The following is a 15272-nucleotide window of genomic DNA, read 5'->3' as shown; positions in this document are numbered from 1 at the left end:
CGACGCTGCCGCGCCGATAACGGCTGCCCTTTCTGCCTGATCTGCCACGCCAAAGGCCTCTTGACTCGTGTTCGTCAAAGGGAACAAATAAGGAACAAAAACCGCCGAGGCGCGCATGCAGCAGGCCAATATTCTCCACGCCGATCTCGATGCTTTCTATGCCTCCGTCGAACAACTGCTCAATCCTGAGCTGCGCGGCAAGCCGATCGCGGTTGGGGGCGGTGTGGTCCTGGCCGCATCCTATGAGGCCAAGGCCTTTGGCGTGCGCGGTGGCATGTCCGGCCGCAAGGCCCGCGAACTTTGCCCCCACCTGCATTTCGTCCGCGGCACTTTCGAGCAATATCAGCGTCTCGGCGATCTCGCGATTGCCGTGCTCGAGGATTTCACCCCGGCGGTCGAGCGTATTTCGATTGACGAAGCCTTTGCCGATGTCTCCGGCTGCACGCATCTTTTCGGCACACCCGGCGAGATCGCCGCCACCATCCGCCGCCGCGTCCGCGAAGAGTTGGGTTTGCCGATTTCCGTCGGCGTCGCGCGCACCAAGCACCTCGCCAAGATCGCCTCGCAGGTCGCCAAACCCGACGGACTCGTTATCGTCGATCCCGGCAGCGAGCGTGAATTCCTCCACGATCTACCGGTCGGTCTCATGTGGGGCGTCGGCCCGGTCACCGAGGCCAAGCTCAAGGATGAGGGCATTTTCACCATCGGCCAGTTGGCAGCAACGCCAGGCCGTTCGCTGCGCGGTCTTCTCGGTACGGCGGCCGGAGACAAGCTTTCCGATCTCGCCTGGAATCGTGACCCGCGCGCGATTGTCACCGAGCGTCGCGCCCGATCGGCCGGCGCTCAATCCGCCCTCGGTCGCCGCCCCGCGACCGAAGCCGTGTTCAAGCCGGCGCTCCGCCACCTCGCCGATCGGGTCAGCACCCGGCTGCGGGCCAAGTCTCTCGCTGGCCGGACCATCACTGTGCGCGTGCGTTTTTCGGACATGCGCGCCGTGACCCGCTCCATGACGCTCGACGCACCCATTTCCGCAACGGTCATGGTCGCCGAAATCGCCGAAGAGCTCGTCCGGGCAGCCCTTGCCGATCACCCACGCGAAAAGACCATCAGTCTTCTCGCCGTTTCCGTGTCGCATATCAGCGAACAGGCCGATATTCAGCTCGAGCTGCCTTTGGGCCTGCCTGACGAAAAGCGCCGGCCAGGTGCCCGTCAAGGCATTGCACGTTGGTCAGCAGACCGCGCGATGGACGCGGTGCGTGAGCGCTTCGGGCGTGAGGCTGTGGGTTATGCCGCCGTCCATTTTGACCGCCGCCAAACCGTTCCGGATGCCTTTCGTGAGCTAGCCGAAAAGAACCTTCTGCCAGACGCCTAGGGCAAGAGGTCCCTTATGCGCCGGACGAAATCCTCAGCGCGGAATGGCTTGGTCATCACCTGCATGCCATGTTCGAGATGGCCGTGATTGAGCACGGCATTCTCGGCATAGCCGGTGATGAACAGGATGCCGAGCTCCGGTCGCACGCCGCGCGCCGCATCGGCAAGCTGCCGTCCGTTCATCCCGCCTGGCAGGCCGACATCGGTCACCAGAAGGTCGACGCGCTGGTCGGAGTTCAGGTGCCGCATGGCCTCGGGTCCATCGCCCGCCTCAACCACGTGATAGCCGAGGTCTTCAAGGATTTCGACGGCAATCATCCGCACGAGCGGTTCATCATCGACGACCAGCACCGTCTCCGAGCCGAGAGCGGGTTGGACGGCTTGGGGGTCCGGGGCGATATCGTCCGTCTCTGCGTTGCCCAGATGCCGGGGCAGATAGATGCAGACCATCGTTCCCTGGCCCACCTCCGAATAGATCCGCGCCGTGCCGCCCGATTGGCCGGCAAAGCCATGCACCATCGAAAGCCCGAGCCCGGTTCCGGCGCCTGTCGGTTTGGTCGTATAAAAGGGATCGAACGCGCGTTCGACCACCTCTGGTGCCATGCCGACGCCGGTATCGCTCACGCAGAGGGACACATATTGCCCCGCCGACAGGCCCCGCTGCCGCGCCGCGCGTTCATCAAACCAGCGATTGGCGGTTTCGATCGTCAGCTTGCCACCATGGGGCATGGCATCGCGCGCGTTGATACAGAGGTTAAGCAGCGCGTTTTCCAGTTGTCCCACATCGACGAAGCAAGCCCAAAGCCCGCCTGCCAGCGCGGTCTCAACGTCGATCATCGGGCCGACACTGCGCGTGATCAGCTCCTGCATGCCCATGGCAAGACGATTGATATCGGCCGGTTTCGGGTCCAGCGTCTGCCGGCGCGAAAAGGCGAGCAGACGTTGCGTTAGCGCCGCCGCGCGCTTGGCGGCCCCCTGTGCGCCAGTCACATAGCGATCGAGCTCGCCGGTCCGCCCTTGCGCGATACGCGCCTGCATCATTTCGAGCGAACCCGAAATGCCGGCCAGGAGATTGTTGAAGTCATGGGCGATGCCGCCCGTCAGTTGCCCCACGGCCTCCATCTTTTGGGCATGGCGCAATTGCTCCTCGGCGCGCATCAGCTCCGAAGTCCGCTCGGCCACCCGCTGCTCGAGCGCCGCTTCATTGGCAACAAGGGCTGCCTCCGCTTTCTTGCGGGAAGTCACGTCGCGAAAGAGCACCGAAACCTGATTGAGGCTGGCCGGCTCGACGCGCGAGGCAGACACCTCGATATATCGGCTGACCGCCACGAAATGCCGCTCGAACCGGATCGGCTTACCGGTTGCGAGCACTCCGCCATAAAGCTCGAGCCATCCATCGACCTCGTCGGGCGCAATCTGCCGCAAGGTCTTGCCGATGATATTCTTGATCCCCGTATGCCGTTCGTAGCCGGAATTGGCCTCGATATGCATATAGTCGCTAAGCGGCCCATCCGGACCATCGAAGAACTCGATGATGCAAAAACCGTCGTCGATAGCCTCGAACAAGGCCCGATACCGGACCTCGGCATCGTTCTGCTGCACGGCCTGCGCCACCGCCCTCAGGCGGTGCACTTCATCCTCGAGTTCCGCGCGCGACAAACTCTCTAAATCACCACTACGCACGACGAACCCTTTATCGGGATTAATCCAAGCCGATTAACTTATGACATAGCAAGGCGTTGCGTGCGGACCGCTCAAACATGCGTAAAAGTGCGCGGACCGTGATCAGGTCCGGCGGCGCCGCGATCGAAGATGAAGGTGAATGGTCGGAGCGGCCGGATTTGAACCGACGACCCTTTGTCCCCCAGACATGCTCTCCTAGTCTCGTTTTTGTACCATTTTCAGCGTCTTAGTTCCATCAATATCCTCGTCGGTGGGACTTTTGGTGGGAGTTGCTGCTTCCATCGCAGCACGAACGTCTTCGACCATAACGTGAGCATATTTCTCGGTTGTGGTGATGCGCTCATGGCCCAACAAGTTCTGCACCACTTTCATATTCGAGGCGCGCAAGGTTCGTGTTGCCATGGTATGGCGGGTGTCATGAAACCGGAACGCTGTAACCCCGGCGGCATCAACCGCTCGTCGCATTGCCGTCCGCAACCCTGCGTCGGTGATCGGATAGCGGGCGCCCCGAATGCGTTCCGCGCCTTCGCGCTTGCTCACGCGCGCAGCGGCATAGGTGAATACTGCCTCGGGGTGGTTCCCCTGTTGACGCCATAGGATTAGGAACAGCGCCCGCGTCATGGGAATGACCCTGGCCTTATTGCCTTTTCCGACCACGGTGAACTGCTTGTTCCCGAAGTCCACCCGCTCCCAAACCAGCCCCACTATCTCCATGCGACGGCAGCCCGATGCGAAAGCAAATGACACGGCGTCATCATAGCCGCGGTCAAGGCCATCCATGATCGCTGCCTCTTCATAGGCCGTCGCCTCGCGCACTCGTTCCTTGGGCTCCTTAAGCATGTGCTGGCGCCAGGTGATGTCGCCTATCTTGACCTTCCAGACTTTCGCCGCCCGGTTGATCACCTTGCGCAGAACCTGCGTCATGGTTCGATTGACCGTTGCGGGGCCGATAAGCTTTGGAGCCTTCTTCAACCCGCTTTTTCGGTTCGATGGCTTCGCTTCGGCGCGACGGCGCGCCACGAGCTCGGCAACGAGATTGTCGCCTATCGTCTCGATCGGCGTCTTGGGGCCTATGGCCTCGGTGAGCCAGCCCAACGACTTCCACGTCGTTCCAGCATTCTTGTGATGCTGCCCGACCTCTTGCCAGTAGCGTGAGGCGGCAATGTCCCAGGTCATTCGATCTGCGCGGAAAGCCGCGGAGGCGGCAATCTCTGCTCGAGCCTGAGCCTTGATTTTCGACTCTAGGCTTTCTGCCTCGCGCTTGTTGCTGGTCGATAGGGCGCCCGAAAATCTATGACCTTTGACATAGAAGTCGTAGGAGTAGGTATCGGCGCCTGGTCGTTTGAAGACCGACATAGCAGCCTCTTGCGTTGAGCCATAAAGGCTTCGATGTCTGCACGATCGTACCGAGCCGCGCGACGGGCGCCGCGTCCGATATCAATGAAAGGGATTGCTCCGTCTTCCGTCAAGTCACGGAGCTGGCGATCTGAGATGTTGAGCATCTCTCGGACTTGTTTGGGGGTAAGGAGGCCCATCACCACCACCCCGCCTGATGGCCGGCAATAAGCGCCAGTGCCGCCAGAGCAATAAGCACCAGGCCAAGGATCTTTGCGGTTGCTAGGGTCATGGCTTCTCTCCTTGGGAGAGGGCGGCGCGACCGGCGATCGTGCGAGAATAGACGACCGTTAGCTGACTTTGGGCATGCGGCAGATACATCCCCGCCTTTATCAAAGCATCGAATGTTTTGCGGTTAACCTTTACTGCGGAGTTTCCGATATGACCCCATACGTTTTGAGTGATGGTCGAGACAGAAAGCGTTTCGTTGTAGCGCAGTATTTCCAACTGTCGTTGAGTTAGCCTCATTGCCCGTTCTCCTTGAGAGCGGCGCGGGCTGCGTTCACCGTTTCCACGGTCCATTCGTCAGGAGCTAGGGCAAACGGCTTCAACGCCTCCCGCAATACCTTCACCTCTTCCTCTAGGGATTGGACGCGGGATTCTGCAGCGGATGCGCGGACCTGCTGACGGTTAGCGCGATCTTGCCATTCGTCCCGCTCCTTCGTCAGCCTCTCGATCTCCTGCTGCTGGGTGGTGATGAGGGTGGCGGCGTCGTAGAGAACTTCGCAGTGGACCTCGTATCGAGGCGTGCTGTGACGAACGATCATTTCGCCGGTGTAGTCTCGACATGGTTCGAGCAGGCGCTCCACTATTTCCCCTCCATCAACTGCAGGGAGAGCAGGAGGCTTGGCTCGGCCCTGAAGAGCGAACCCGGCGGCATGCGGATCGTGGGCAGTGCCCTGCTTCTCGTAGGACATTCCTCAAGCCTCCTTCATGGCTGCTTCGAGGGCGGCGGGGGCGTGGATGCGCAAAGCGGTAAGCACCTGCCGAACTTGCTTTCGGGTTTGGTTTCGCACTCGCCCCGGCTGTCGCTCCCATGGCACTGTGTCGTTGTCGCTTGTCTGATCGAATACACTGACGGCCAAGCGCTCCACCATATCTTCTGTCACCGCCTTTGGCTGGGGCTGGGGAGAGGCGTAGAGGTAGTCACCAACTTTTAGAGTTTCGCACCCTTCAAGCCAGATAATGGGGTCACCCTCCATGTCCCATGTATCACGCATTTGCGCCACCGGCTCACTCACCACTGGCGCTGTGGCTGGTTCGAGCGCTGACAGGATACGGTTGCGGTAGTCGGCTTCGTGGCGTGCCTTCTGTTCGCCAGTTTGAGATTCCAACGGCAAGCCACCGAATGGGTTCGGTGCGCGCCAGAAATGGCCGTCATGACCGGCAATGCAGGTCCAATCCAGCGGCTTCACCTCTACCCCGCTTGCCACAGGCTTGGAGCGGAGTTCATTGATGATTGCCCATGCGCGGTCTTCTGGGCCGCCTGGCGCTACTTCGTCGGCCAGTTCATGGATGATGGCTTCAAGCTGATCGAGGCGATCGCTCACTGTTTCACTGGACATTGGTACGCTCGTTGGGGAGGTCATGTCGTAGGATTCTCCACGATTTGGCCGGTGGCGCGGTCGATCCAGACACCTCGGGCTCGGGAATACTTGATGCGGGCGCCGGGCAGGGTGCCTGGCTGAGAAATGCCGAGATTGCGCGCGGCTACCCGCTTGCCCTTTGCCTGCATCGGCACGTCGTAAGTGGCAGTCTTGTGGGAATGGCATTTGACGCAGCAGGCGACAGCATTTTCGAGCACGTCGCTGCCTTCATCCGTCGCTGGAATTGGATAGTGGTCTATCTCGACGCGCTTGCCTGTCAGAGGCGCATTGCAGCGCTGGCCGGGCTCCAAGCCGTAGACTTCACCAACGGCCTCGCAGAAGCCGCCGGAGCGCTCCCGAGCCTGTCGTTTCACCTTGGTGGAGAAGTTATGCCGGGGCATCGGCCATCTCCTTAAGCCATTCCCGAACCTGTTGTTCGGTCGCGTCGAAGCTCTTCCTCGCAATTTCGATCGGCACGCGGATCATGCAGTCAACGGTTGGGTCGAGCGCCCATTCGGACACACATTCTTTCAACGCGGCGTCCTCGATAATCCCGCACATGCCACGCACTTCGCCTTTGCGGATGGCCAACAGGGCAAACTTCTCAGCCATTGGCTTCCTCCATCCCAAGCGATGTCAGATGAAACCTTGGCCCATCATCGGTCTCTTCCACCCTCAGCAGCCCAGCCCTCTCCATCCTACGAAGAGACTTGTGGCCTTCACGAGGGATGGAAACATCGATGCCTGGGCAGATCGAACCGCCGGCGTTGGAGATGAGCTGCAGTAGCTGGCGCTCTTGGTCGGAAAGCTTTCTCATGAGCGAAACTCCACCAACGGCGATGTCTTGGGCAGGTAAAGCGGATGGCCGGGATGGCCATCCTTCGAGACCTTGAGAACGTAGCGCGGGCAATCACCCAGCCATCCCAGCATGGTCTCGTCTTGTCCGAGGTGTGCCCCGTGATTGCCCCAGGCGCAGACCACCTTGTCGATCGCTATTGCGCCGAACTCCTCACGTTCCGCGATGAGCTGACTGACGATGCGGCAATTGTCGGGTCCGACAGGATCGTCAAAATGGTTCAGCGCCAGTAGTGCAGCGGGATCGGTCGCGCGATATGCGAACAAGTTCACCACATCCATGCGATCATAGCCCCACGACCGCGCAAATCCGACGCAGCGCCGGATAGTTGGGTCGTCAGTCTCTCCATCGGCGGTCGACGGATTCAGCATTACGAACAGAACAGACTTCGGCCAGCCGATCGGCTCACCGGCGCCGTCTACAATTTGCTCGCCCGTATCAGGGTCTTTCCACCATCCCCAATGCGCCGCTTCTGGCCAAAGTCTCCACTCGCGCCAAAGATGGTATCGATACCGACCATCAGCAGAGATGCGCGCGCCGGCCGAAGTGTAATTGTTCGCCATCACGCTGCCTTTCTCGGTTCAACAGCACGGTCAGAAGGGGAAGGAATAGGAACAAGACGTTGAGTGAAGGCCCCGAAGAACTTTCCTTCAGGAAGCTCAAACAGAGGGCGGCCAGAGCCTATGAGGTAGGTGGCTTTCATGCTGGCTCCACGCTTTCGACGTTGAAGTCATTGGCGTCGTAACAGTCCCAATCGAAGCTGTTGGCATCGCGTTTCGATACGATCGCCTCGGCTTCCTCTTTTGATGCCGCTTCGACGATCGTCGTAGCCACCATTCGAGCTTCGGTTTCGACCTCGACGCGCCACTTAATCTTGTCGCCCTCCTTCTTGCCGAAGAGCGGATCGTGAAGTCGGAGCACCTCAGCGGCTTTGCCATATGGAGCGTCGGCAAGCTGGCGCATTTGCTCGGGGCTGATTGGACCTGTTGCACGGTGGTTCATCCCTTCACCTCCGGCACAAAACGATAGTGGGTTACATATCCAAGGAAGCCGTCATCCTTGGTCTCTAGAGAGAAGCCAGGAGGAGGATGCGGTGGATCGTCGAGGCCGCAGAAGATCCAGCCGGGACGGTTCACGAGGAAGCGGACGAGCTCTATGACGGGGTGTGCCATCACGCTGCACCATCTTCGTCGGGGAATTCTTCGACGCCCCATTTCAGTAAATGGAGATGGCGCCGCATTTGCTCGTCAGCGATGTACTCGCTCCAAGGCTCCCGTTTCCAGTCGTCTGTGACCGGTTCGAAATAGCCAGCAAAGGCGTCATGTTGGCCTTCGCTCAGCCAGCGATATTCGAAGCGTCGGCCAATGCTGTTCTGAAGCGCGACCAGCCAGCCGTAAGGCGTAGACCATGCCGTCTGAAAAGTTAGGGTGAGGGTGTCATCGGTCTGGGCAATTGTGCTGTAGCGAGGCCCCGCGCCTTCGGACAGGCCATAGGCGTTCCACTTTGTGCCCCAGTTCTCACTGCACCATTCTAGTGCATTGCCTGCGCGAAAAGTTTCCTCGTGCTTTGTGCCGACGTTGCCAAGCCAAATGTTGAGAGGAATGGGCAGCAGAACCTCGAAGTCGATCTCCGCCTTCTTGCTGCTCACCTTCGATAGAATCTCAGCCTGTGCTGCTGCATCGACATTGCGAAAGACGATTTGGGTAATGACGTGGTTTGGCATCAGAAGGCACTCCAGATCGGAACGTCAAAGCGCAGCCAGAAGGTGAAGGAGAAGCAGAGGGGCGGCAGCAGCACGTAGACCAACGGCTCAATGAACCGGTTCATTCCCCCGTCTCCCCAAACGGAACATCATCCATTGCCGTATCGCCCTCGATAGCAATGCGGGCTTCCTGGTCGACGATCTTCTCGAGGGACTTCTGGCCGTAAGACTTCAGCCGCTCGTTCATTGCGTCGAGAAAGGCTTGCGTGCTGCGTTCGATCTGCTCGGCAGAGCGAGGCACTGGCGGGGTGGTAACAGGGCGGCGCCGGCGATAAAGGCTGTCGTCTTTCCAGCCTGGCGTGATCTTCCGAAGTCCTGGCGTCCTGGCCATTGAATAAATCGGCGGGTGCATTATCCGCATACCCGCCGCTCCTGGGAGGGAAAGGGTTAGGCGCGCGGCGCCAGCAGAAGGATGACAAGGCCCGGCTGCCAGTGAGCGTCCGACTTGATCTGCTTGCGGATGGCGGCGGGCGTGACTTGGCACTTGGTGGCCAGTTCAGCGATGCGTTCGTCGGTCACGTGAGCGAAGAGCTGCTTGGCCTGAATGCGAAGCTTTGCGGTAGATGCGGACTGCTCTTTTCGGTCGGCGCGAGCCTTCTTCGCTTCAGTCGCCTTATAGCGATCGAGCTGGGCATCGATGTTCCCACGCTTGTTGAGCGGAATGTTAAGCGCGCCGTGATCCAGAGCCATTTCCATCTCCCTAGAGGCATCGCCTCGGTGATCTGATGGAAATAACTGTAACAGTTTCTGCTACAGTGTCAACATAGATGTAGCAAAAAGTGTAACACGATTGAACGTGTGCATTTTACCCGTTTTGCGACTCGACTCTTTCTCGGGGTGGATGCTTAATAAGAACAGAACGTGAACGCGAGTGACTGTTATGTGTGACGGAGCATCGATCTTGCTGCACGTCCGCTGTGGCGGATGCGCGAAGCTTTACCAAAAAACCGTGGCTCTCCCGCCGGGGCGGCCCATGCCTGTCGATGGAGATGAATTGATGGAGCATCCCGAAATCCGCGACCTGCCTTTCCGCTGCCCGAAGTGCGAAGCGGAGGGCGCCGAGATCGTGGCATTCAAGACGTCGGAGGCGAACCGTGCAGCGTGAAGTGAACGAGTTTATCGTCATTGCGCCGGCCGGGCTGGGCAAGGCGGTTGAGTGGGCCGAAGCCCGGCTTCTAACCTATCTTGGCGATGAGTTCCCCGGCTATCGCTTCCGCATTGAGCCGTTCGGACCCTTCGCCGATGACGATGAGTTCACGGTTATTCCGATCATGAACCGGCCAGCAGAGCCGGGCGAAGCGTCGCACGACGACATGATGATCATGTGCAACCTCAAGCCCGAAACCGTCCCGCGGATCCAGCAAGCGCTTCGAACATTCGATCCAGACAAGACCAGGAGCCACTGATGCAAGTCGCTCGCATAGACCACAACAGCCGCGTCACCCATTACGTGGTGCAGAGTTACAGGAAGATGGGCAAGAGCCTGGTGGCAGATGAGGCGAGGGTGGCTACTTCGGAAGCGGAGTGCCTTCGATGGGCGCAGTCAACGGCGGCAAGGCGACAAGCGGTCATCGCTTTTCTCGCACTGGGGACGCTGATACCGGCGACTTCGATGATCCGGTCGTACTGGCGACGCATGGCGATGTACGGACGTTTGAATAGCAATTCTAACCCGGCCCCGGGGGAGCAACATTAAGCAGCGGGAGATGTCTGAGGTATGTGCACGGCCAGCTCGCCAATAATCTCGGGATCATTGTCGTCGAGCGTAAATTCTACCGTTATTTTGCCTGCAGATTCTACCTGGATGACTGCATTCTGGAATGACAAGGGGAGGCTGTCAGATTCCGGCACGAATTCAACTTCATCTTCGATTTCCATAGCGATGTGGCCGTTTGGCGAGGTGAGTTTCATCCGAAAACGGTGATGGCCGGAGAGCCCTTGTACTTTGATGTACACTGACAGCGGGAAGCTGCCTGGAACAACTGCAGGCAATAAGTCGCCACTATACACCCCGATCAGAATGTTCTTACCAGAAGTCTCCTGACGGATGTCATCACAGAAGACGACAGTGTACTTTGGCTTCACAGTGCCGCCTCTGAGGTGCGGGTGATTTTCGCTTTCGCTTCCTGGGAGTAAAATACTTTCGCTGGGCTAGTTGACGTCGTCGTGGTTGCTCCGGGCACTTTTAGCCATTCCGGGTGGCCACCGTTGCCGTGTTGCGCTCGGCAGGGCCAGTTTTGGGAATAGTTGGGCTCACTCCCGTCTATAACAAACAGAAGCTCCCCTAGCGTCTCCACGGTAATATTGGCAGGCACGTTCAGAAGCTTGCTAATCCGCGAACGATCTTTCCACCCCAGTCGCTTAGCTACTTCAGCTTTCGTAAGTCCGCTTTTCTTGAAAGCCGCTACGATCAGTTCATGAGCAAGGTGACGGGAGTTGGCGCCCATATAATGAATGTCAAACGGATCTACGGGATCATTGCCCTCCGGCTCAGACAGGGGTCCACTTATCTGATAGGTAAGCATTAATGTTGTCTCCCGTTACTGGTTGATAGCTGTCGAACATGTCCTTCCAGAGAAGCACCATGGTGGCGACAGCGCCGTCAAAATCCAATGCATCCCGATTTCGATAATCGAGAGCCACAAACACGTCGCGCTCCGCAAACCCGCCAAAAATGCGGACATGTGGTTTGGGGTCGCGTATTCTGAAATCCCATATCCCATCGTTGGGCGGGTAATTTCTGGCAAGTTGACAACGCGCAGCTTTGTCAAAGGGGTCCATCCCAACAGTGACGCTTGCTCCGGCAATGAACCGGTCGATCGCTACGCGCGAATCCGCAGCTCGTTTCGCAAGTTCCCGGCGGACGTTGTCAGTCTTACCATTCAGGAACCTGTATACGTCCGGGGTAGCAAACACCTCCCGCATCACTGGTGTCCCTGGCAATCGAGGGGTTATTCGGTACAGTTCTCCGGCATCTACACACTCTCGAATGACGTCACGTGTGGACATATATGTCAACACCATCTGTCGAGCAAGTTAAGGTTCGGTAAACTTGCCTGATTCACGCGTCCGGTCATCCCGGCAACCTATGGATAATATCCCTCACCAGCCCCACGATGGCGACCTCGACCCCATTGTCTTCCCAGCTGTCATGCTCAACAACGATGGGCTTGTGCTTAGGATTGGTGGACCTGGGTTGGAACTCAATCCGGTCATCGAACCAGGCCACTTGCTTCACGGTGAGCTCGCGCTCCTGACCGCCGTTCCTCGAGCGCTGCACCACAACCACTAGACCGTCGCGCAGCGGCGCGCGAGAAGCGATCTCATCATAGCGGATCGCAACGACGCGCGACCCGGGCGTGATCGGATGAGGCTGCAGCGCATTCATGCTGTCGCCGGCTACGTTGTAAACGTCCTGGGTGGCGTCGGGGTATTTGTCATCTGGCGGGACCGCTACCCATTCCGGGTCTGACTGGTCGAACTCATCAACCTCGCGCCAGGCGCCGGCCTCTACCGTGGCCACGACGATCGCTGAGCCCAGCGGAAGGCCGCGCCTGATGTGCTCGCCATCAGGTGGCGCACTTGTCTTCGCCTCCCAAGGCAGCCGGTTCAGCATCAGATCCTCAGCTGTCACGCCCAGGTGTGGCGCCATCAGTTCCGCGCGGTCGCGCTTGAGCTTGCTGTGATCATTGGCTAGCCGGTTCACCGTGGCGCGGGAAACACCGAGCAGATCCGCAAGCGCTTCCTGCGAAGCGACGGGCGAATTTTTGATGAACGGTTCAAGCCAGTTTGCCATGCGACATCTATCCAGCATGGCGAATGTCGCATCTATGCCAAAAAATGTTACATAGTGCTTGACGTGCGCTCCAAGTTGTAGCAGAAATTGTTACATGCAGCTTGAAGCGTATATCCGGCAACACACCACCGTAACCGACTTCGCAAAGCGGATCAAAAAGAGCCGCCAGCAGGTGCATCGCTACATGAATGGCGATCATCTGACGCTCTCCGTCATTGCTGAAATCGAGAAGGCCACTGAAGGCCAGGTCACGTTTGCGGATTTCGCCTCAAAGTCTGAGGGAGCCGCAGCATGACCCTTCCTTCCGATATCCCCGCCAGCATTGCCGAGCGTGCTGCTATCCTCATGGATGCGCACCGCAACGTTCGCGACGATCTCGAATACACGGCCAGGATCATCATGGCCGTGGAAGCCGAGCAGAAGGTTCAAGGTTATGGCCTCAACGAGAGCCAATCCAAGATGCTGGCCTTCGTCGAAGCCTTCATCGACGAGCATGGTTATTCCCCGACTTATGACCAGATCGGCGCCGGGCTTGGCTTGTCCAGTAAGTCGGCCGTTCATCGGGGCGTCCATCAGCTCGTAGCTCGCGGCGCCATGCGGAAAATCAAGGGCCGCAATCAATCTCTCGCTGTAGTGGGGAGATAGGCCATGGCCGACACAAACCTTGCTCAGGACAAACTGAAGGATTTCGTTCGCCGCATCGAAAGCCTCGAAGACGAGATCGTTGCGCTCAACGCGGACAAGTCTGAAGTCTACAAGGAAGCAAAATCTTCCGGGTTCGACACCAAGCAACTGCGCAAGGTCATCCAGAAGCGCCGCCTTCCCGCTGACGAGCGCGAGGAGCAGGACACGGTCTTTGACCTGTATTGGGATGCCGTTCATGCCTCCGAAAAAAGCTCCGCGCACGCACGCGTAGAAAACATTGAAGAATTTCCCGCCAAGACGACCGTGGCGACACTTCGATCGAATCCAGCCCTCGCCATCGTCGAGGCCGCCAACATCGCTCCAAAGAGCGACTTGTCGAACAAGCAAAATGATCTCACCAAAAACCAGCCGACCAAAGCGGCTGGAAGCGACCTGGTCGTGCACTCGTCCCCAAGCAACGATCAGGTCGCACCAAATCCCGAAGCGAAAGCATCCACAGACGGCGGCACGACTGAGCAGGACATTGAGACGCCTGCCGACGGTGTGACGGCAGATGCGAGTAGGGCGAGCGTCGGCGCCGGTCTTGACGCAGAAATTCAGGAATCGCACCGGGCAGAAACCCCGGAAGGGCAGGGACAGTCGGCGCTCTGCGATAATGCCGACGTTGCGGGTAAGTCGGTGGAGGCTTCGGCCTCTGCCGCTCCGGCCTCCCTCTATGCTGCCCCTGGCGTCGTCGTATGGGAAAGCACTCCGCCTGAAGGTGTAGAGCGCCATCCCTATTCCACTGCCTTCGGCACGCTGGGGCAGGACATCGTCGTCATCGCCGATGACATCGCCGGCGCCAAGGCGGCCCCGATCGTCAAGATCGGCAATTCGATCCTCGATGGCTGGGCCCGGTATATGACGGCGCGCGGCGCCATCGGGCTCGACGGTCACTCCACGGAATACCAGGTCGTCCAGTATGACGGCAGCGATCCGCTGATGGACTGCATCCGCTGGAATATGGCCGGCCGGATCATGACCGATCGCGAAAAGCAGCTTGTTGTTCAGCGGCTTTCTGTGCTGGCGCCAGAGCGCAAGCGCGAGATCATCAAAGCAGTTGCGGAGCTTGCGGTATGACCTCGCGCCACACAGCTCGCTTTCTGTCGGACTTTGCATTTGCCCTCTGGGTGTTCGCTGCGGCTCTTGGCTTTTGCCTACTGATCGCGCGAGGCGCCGGCCTGCTGCTGGGCTGTATTGTGATTTCGCTGCCGGTTGCGCTGCTCGTGTTCGGCGCGCTCGAGCGTAAGGCGCGGGGCGACGACTGATGTCAGCTCTTCCCGCCATCAATTATCGCCAAGAACGGACGCGCTCTGATGATGCGCACCCTGGCTTTGTAATTCCCATACCGGCGACGTTCCCTCCCGCCGGCGGGCGAATGATCTCTTTCGAAACCCTCCTCCCTATCGAGGAGGTCATTCGCCCAACGCATCGCGTGCGGTTTGACGGTTCCCGCCGTCGATCCGCGCATTTCCTGCCGGCGCAGCAAGGCTCTCAATTCTTCGCTGACCGGTCGATCCATCGTCTTCGTCGCCTTTCCTCGTCTGCGTCCTGTCCTGGCTCCCAACATGCCAGCAGACAGGAACAAGGACGTGGAATTGTCAGCCAAGAGCTTGGCCAAATCGGCCAAGGCAGGACGCATCATGACTGACGTGCGTATGGCCGCATCGATCATGCAGGACGCCTTCCCGGTTGGACCGGGCAGAAACGTCGGCACTGCCATTTATGAAATCTTCGAAGCGCTCAAGGCGCACGAACGCAGCTTGCCCCGAGAAGTCCTCAGAGAGCGAAACCGCCAGTGGACTGAACGTCGAGTGCGCGCCCTTTGGAAGAAGGAAGCGCGACGTGTCGACCATTACGAAATTCAGGATCTGACGGCGATCGCTGTCGAGGAGGCCCGCCGTGAAAGGCAACATCTCAAAGCTCGTCAGGAACGCCTTGATGCGATCATTGCCTCTGCGGCGGCGAGCGAACTTGGCGAAGTGGATTTTGAGGAGGTCCAACGCTTTGGCGGATTGGATCTGCCCGGAGCTCGCTTCACCGACGCCGACGAGCGCGCCGATCAATCGCGAGGCTGGGGCAGGTGAGACATGAAGACAGTCCGCCGTTCCGCACTCACGCAATGCCAAGGGAAGCGCG

Annotated in this window: 26 protein-coding genes; 8 read left to right on the top strand and 18 right to left on the bottom strand. The window is 59.0% G+C overall.

The window, feature by feature from the left end:
* Positions 1-115: 115 nt before the first annotated feature.
* Positions 116-1372, top strand: coding sequence for a DNA polymerase IV (gene dinB / locus VW35_RS02515; protein ID WP_046141404.1), 1257 nt, complete (start codon positions 116-118; stop codon positions 1370-1372).
* Here dinB and VW35_RS02510 read toward each other — a convergent pair.
* From VW35_RS02510 to VW35_RS02455, 13 genes are all read right to left on the bottom strand, one after another.
* Positions 1369-3003, bottom strand: coding sequence for an ATP-binding protein (locus tag VW35_RS02510; protein ID WP_244465808.1), 1635 nt, complete (start codon positions 3001-3003; stop codon positions 1369-1371). The two genes, dinB and VW35_RS02510, sit on opposite strands and share 4 nt — an antisense overlap.
* Before the next feature lie 246 nt (positions 3004-3249).
* Positions 3250-4410, bottom strand: coding sequence for a tyrosine-type recombinase/integrase (locus VW35_RS02505; RefSeq protein WP_052951445.1), 1161 nt, complete (start codon positions 4408-4410; stop codon positions 3250-3252).
* Positions 4296-4589: a helix-turn-helix domain-containing protein gene (locus tag VW35_RS22245; protein WP_083982397.1), complete on the bottom strand. Its 294-nt coding sequence runs from the start codon at positions 4587-4589 to the stop codon at positions 4296-4298. The genes VW35_RS02505 and VW35_RS22245 overlap by 115 nt, the downstream gene beginning before the upstream one ends.
* Before the next feature lie 88 nt (positions 4590-4677).
* Positions 4678-4917 carry a hypothetical protein gene (locus VW35_RS21230; protein ID WP_152662444.1) on the bottom strand — a complete coding sequence of 80 codons (240 nt, stop codon included), beginning with the start codon at positions 4915-4917 and terminating at the stop codon, positions 4678-4680.
* A complete protein-coding gene (locus VW35_RS02500) occupies positions 4914-5366 on the bottom strand; it encodes a hypothetical protein (RefSeq protein WP_046141403.1) in 453 nt (150 codons plus the stop codon). Before VW35_RS02500 ends, VW35_RS21230 begins: the two co-directional genes overlap by 4 nt.
* 3 nt (positions 5367-5369) lie before the next feature.
* Positions 5370-6014, bottom strand: a complete 645-nt coding sequence (locus tag VW35_RS02495) for a hypothetical protein (protein WP_046141402.1) — start codon at positions 6012-6014, stop codon at positions 5370-5372.
* A 20-nt stretch (positions 6015-6034) separates the two neighbouring features.
* Positions 6035-6436, bottom strand: a complete 402-nt coding sequence (locus tag VW35_RS02490) for an HNH endonuclease (protein WP_046141401.1) — start codon at positions 6434-6436, stop codon at positions 6035-6037.
* Positions 6423-6647 carry a hypothetical protein gene (locus VW35_RS02485; protein WP_046141400.1) on the bottom strand — a complete coding sequence of 75 codons (225 nt, stop codon included), beginning with the start codon at positions 6645-6647 and terminating at the stop codon, positions 6423-6425. Before VW35_RS02485 ends, VW35_RS02490 begins: the two co-directional genes overlap by 14 nt.
* Before the next feature lie 201 nt (positions 6648-6848).
* On the bottom strand, positions 6849-7454 hold the full coding sequence (locus VW35_RS02475; RefSeq protein WP_046141398.1) for a DUF1643 domain-containing protein: 606 nt from the start codon (positions 7452-7454) through the stop codon (positions 6849-6851).
* Between the two features lie 136 nt (positions 7455-7590).
* The gene (locus VW35_RS02470) at positions 7591-7893 is read right to left on the bottom strand and encodes a hypothetical protein (RefSeq protein WP_152662443.1); all 303 of its coding nucleotides are present in this window, start codon (positions 7891-7893) and stop codon (positions 7591-7593) included.
* Positions 7894-8062: 169 nt separating this feature from the next.
* A complete protein-coding gene (locus tag VW35_RS02465; RefSeq protein WP_046141396.1) occupies positions 8063-8614 on the bottom strand; it encodes a DUF1281 family ferredoxin-like fold protein in 552 nt (183 codons plus the stop codon).
* A gap of 100 nt (positions 8615-8714) precedes the next feature.
* A complete protein-coding gene (locus VW35_RS02460) occupies positions 8715-8984 on the bottom strand; it encodes a hypothetical protein (RefSeq protein ID WP_152662442.1) in 270 nt (89 codons plus the stop codon).
* A gap of 56 nt (positions 8985-9040) precedes the next feature.
* Positions 9041-9343 carry a hypothetical protein gene (locus tag VW35_RS02455; RefSeq protein ID WP_152662441.1) on the bottom strand — a complete coding sequence of 101 codons (303 nt, stop codon included), beginning with the start codon at positions 9341-9343 and terminating at the stop codon, positions 9041-9043.
* Between the two features lie 404 nt (positions 9344-9747).
* On the opposite strand from VW35_RS02455, the gene VW35_RS02450 reads away from it, so the two are divergent.
* Together VW35_RS02450 and VW35_RS22105 are read left to right on the top strand one after the other, a co-directional pair.
* Positions 9748-10059 carry a hypothetical protein gene (locus tag VW35_RS02450; RefSeq protein ID WP_152662440.1) on the top strand — a complete coding sequence of 104 codons (312 nt, stop codon included), beginning with the start codon at positions 9748-9750 and terminating at the stop codon, positions 10057-10059.
* A 127-nt stretch (positions 10060-10186) separates the two neighbouring features.
* Positions 10187-10315, top strand: coding sequence for a hypothetical protein (locus VW35_RS22105; protein WP_280136754.1), 129 nt, complete (start codon positions 10187-10189; stop codon positions 10313-10315).
* A 30-nt stretch (positions 10316-10345) separates the two neighbouring features.
* Here the strand turns inward: VW35_RS22105 and VW35_RS02440 are convergent, their stop codons facing one another.
* The 4 genes from VW35_RS02440 to VW35_RS02425 form a co-directional block, all read right to left on the bottom strand.
* On the bottom strand, positions 10346-10738 hold the full coding sequence (locus tag VW35_RS02440; RefSeq protein ID WP_046141392.1) for a DUF6941 family protein: 393 nt from the start codon (positions 10736-10738) through the stop codon (positions 10346-10348).
* Complete coding sequence (locus VW35_RS02435; protein WP_152662439.1) at positions 10735-11178, bottom strand: helix-turn-helix domain-containing protein; 444 nt, start codon at positions 11176-11178, stop codon at positions 10735-10737. Before VW35_RS02435 ends, VW35_RS02440 begins: the two co-directional genes overlap by 4 nt.
* Entirely contained in the window at positions 11144-11578 is a 435-nt protein-coding gene (locus VW35_RS02430) for a hypothetical protein (protein WP_046141390.1), read from the bottom strand. The genes VW35_RS02435 and VW35_RS02430 overlap by 35 nt, the downstream gene beginning before the upstream one ends.
* Positions 11579-11726: 148 nt before the next feature.
* Positions 11727-12449, bottom strand: coding sequence for a LexA family protein (locus tag VW35_RS02425; RefSeq protein ID WP_046141389.1), 723 nt, complete (start codon positions 12447-12449; stop codon positions 11727-11729).
* A gap of 94 nt (positions 12450-12543) precedes the next feature.
* Between VW35_RS02425 and VW35_RS02420 the strand changes: the two genes are divergently transcribed.
* From VW35_RS02420 to VW35_RS02405, 4 genes are read left to right on the top strand one after another with little or no spacing between them, the layout of a single operon-like run.
* Positions 12544-12744, top strand: coding sequence for a helix-turn-helix domain-containing protein (locus VW35_RS02420; protein WP_046141388.1), 201 nt, complete (start codon positions 12544-12546; stop codon positions 12742-12744).
* Positions 12741-13094: a LexA family protein gene (locus VW35_RS02415; protein ID WP_046141387.1), complete on the top strand. Its 354-nt coding sequence runs from the start codon at positions 12741-12743 to the stop codon at positions 13092-13094. The genes VW35_RS02420 and VW35_RS02415 overlap by 4 nt, the downstream gene beginning before the upstream one ends.
* A gap of 3 nt (positions 13095-13097) precedes the next feature.
* Positions 13098-14213: a DUF2312 domain-containing protein gene (locus VW35_RS20865; RefSeq protein ID WP_083982346.1), complete on the top strand. Its 1116-nt coding sequence runs from the start codon at positions 13098-13100 to the stop codon at positions 14211-14213.
* Positions 14210-14401, top strand: a complete 192-nt coding sequence (locus tag VW35_RS02405) for a hypothetical protein (protein ID WP_046141386.1) — start codon at positions 14210-14212, stop codon at positions 14399-14401. Before VW35_RS20865 ends, VW35_RS02405 begins: the two co-directional genes overlap by 4 nt.
* A gap of 2 nt (positions 14402-14403) precedes the next feature.
* Here VW35_RS02405 and VW35_RS21225 read toward each other — a convergent pair whose 3' ends face one another.
* The gene (locus tag VW35_RS21225) at positions 14404-14808 is read right to left on the bottom strand and encodes a hypothetical protein (protein ID WP_152662438.1); all 405 of its coding nucleotides are present in this window, start codon (positions 14806-14808) and stop codon (positions 14404-14406) included.
* Between VW35_RS21225 and VW35_RS02395 the strand changes: the two genes are divergently transcribed.
* Positions 14792-15220, top strand: coding sequence for a hypothetical protein (locus VW35_RS02395; RefSeq protein WP_152662437.1), 429 nt, complete (start codon positions 14792-14794; stop codon positions 15218-15220). The genes VW35_RS21225 and VW35_RS02395 overlap by 17 nt on opposite strands.
* The last annotated feature ends 52 nt before the right edge of the window (positions 15221-15272 follow it).

It is taken from the genome of Devosia soli (assembly GCF_000970455.1).
Classification (GTDB): Bacteria; Pseudomonadota; Alphaproteobacteria; order Rhizobiales; family Devosiaceae; genus Devosia; species Devosia soli.
This window is presented reverse-complemented; position numbering and strand designations above follow the sequence as displayed.

Excerpts from the sequence above, each read along its gene's own strand:
- VW35_RS22245 (WP_083982397.1), bottom strand. The coding sequence starts at position 4,589 with ATGGGCCTCCTTACCCCCAAACAAGTCCGAGAGATGCTCAACATCTCA.
- VW35_RS02395 (WP_152662437.1), top strand. The coding sequence starts at position 14,792 with ATGGCCGCATCGATCATGCAGGACGCCTTCCCGGTTGGACCGGGCAGA.
- VW35_RS22105 (WP_280136754.1), top strand. The coding sequence starts at position 10,187 with ATGGGCGCAGTCAACGGCGGCAAGGCGACAAGCGGTCATCGCTTTTCT.
- VW35_RS02485 (WP_046141400.1), bottom strand. The coding sequence starts at position 6,647 with ATGGCTGAGAAGTTTGCCCTGTTGGCCATCCGCAAAGGCGAAGTGCGT.
- VW35_RS21230 (WP_152662444.1), bottom strand. The coding sequence starts at position 4,917 with ATGAGGCTAACTCAACGACAGTTGGAAATACTGCGCTACAACGAAACG.
- VW35_RS21225 (WP_152662438.1), bottom strand. The coding sequence starts at position 14,808 with ATGATCGATGCGGCCATACGCACGTCAGTCATGATGCGTCCTGCCTTG.
- VW35_RS02465 (WP_046141396.1), bottom strand. The coding sequence starts at position 8,614 with ATGCCAAACCACGTCATTACCCAAATCGTCTTTCGCAATGTCGATGCA.
- VW35_RS02420 (WP_046141388.1), top strand. The coding sequence starts at position 12,544 with ATGCAGCTTGAAGCGTATATCCGGCAACACACCACCGTAACCGACTTC.
- VW35_RS02495 (WP_046141402.1), bottom strand. The coding sequence starts at position 6,014 with ATGTCCAGTGAAACAGTGAGCGATCGCCTCGATCAGCTTGAAGCCATC.
- VW35_RS02435 (WP_152662439.1), bottom strand. The coding sequence starts at position 11,178 with ATGCTTACCTATCAGATAAGTGGACCCCTGTCTGAGCCGGAGGGCAAT.
- VW35_RS02470 (WP_152662443.1), bottom strand. The coding sequence starts at position 7,893 with ATGAACCACCGTGCAACAGGTCCAATCAGCCCCGAGCAAATGCGCCAG.
- VW35_RS02505 (WP_052951445.1), bottom strand. The coding sequence starts at position 4,410 with ATGTCGGTCTTCAAACGACCAGGCGCCGATACCTACTCCTACGACTTC.
- VW35_RS02405 (WP_046141386.1), top strand. The coding sequence starts at position 14,210 with ATGACCTCGCGCCACACAGCTCGCTTTCTGTCGGACTTTGCATTTGCC.
- VW35_RS02455 (WP_152662441.1), bottom strand. The coding sequence starts at position 9,343 with ATGGCTCTGGATCACGGCGCGCTTAACATTCCGCTCAACAAGCGTGGG.
- VW35_RS02430 (WP_046141390.1), bottom strand. The coding sequence starts at position 11,578 with ATGCGGGAGGTGTTTGCTACCCCGGACGTATACAGGTTCCTGAATGGT.
- VW35_RS02490 (WP_046141401.1), bottom strand. The coding sequence starts at position 6,436 with ATGCCCCGGCATAACTTCTCCACCAAGGTGAAACGACAGGCTCGGGAG.
- VW35_RS02415 (WP_046141387.1), top strand. The coding sequence starts at position 12,741 with ATGACCCTTCCTTCCGATATCCCCGCCAGCATTGCCGAGCGTGCTGCT.
- VW35_RS02425 (WP_046141389.1), bottom strand. The coding sequence starts at position 12,449 with ATGGCAAACTGGCTTGAACCGTTCATCAAAAATTCGCCCGTCGCTTCG.
- VW35_RS02475 (WP_046141398.1), bottom strand. The coding sequence starts at position 7,454 with ATGGCGAACAATTACACTTCGGCCGGCGCGCGCATCTCTGCTGATGGT.
- VW35_RS02500 (WP_046141403.1), bottom strand. The coding sequence starts at position 5,366 with ATGTCCTACGAGAAGCAGGGCACTGCCCACGATCCGCATGCCGCCGGG.
- dinB (WP_046141404.1), top strand. The coding sequence starts at position 116 with ATGCAGCAGGCCAATATTCTCCACGCCGATCTCGATGCTTTCTATGCC.
- VW35_RS20865 (WP_083982346.1), top strand. The coding sequence starts at position 13,098 with ATGGCCGACACAAACCTTGCTCAGGACAAACTGAAGGATTTCGTTCGC.
- VW35_RS02460 (WP_152662442.1), bottom strand. The coding sequence starts at position 8,984 with ATGGCCAGGACGCCAGGACTTCGGAAGATCACGCCAGGCTGGAAAGAC.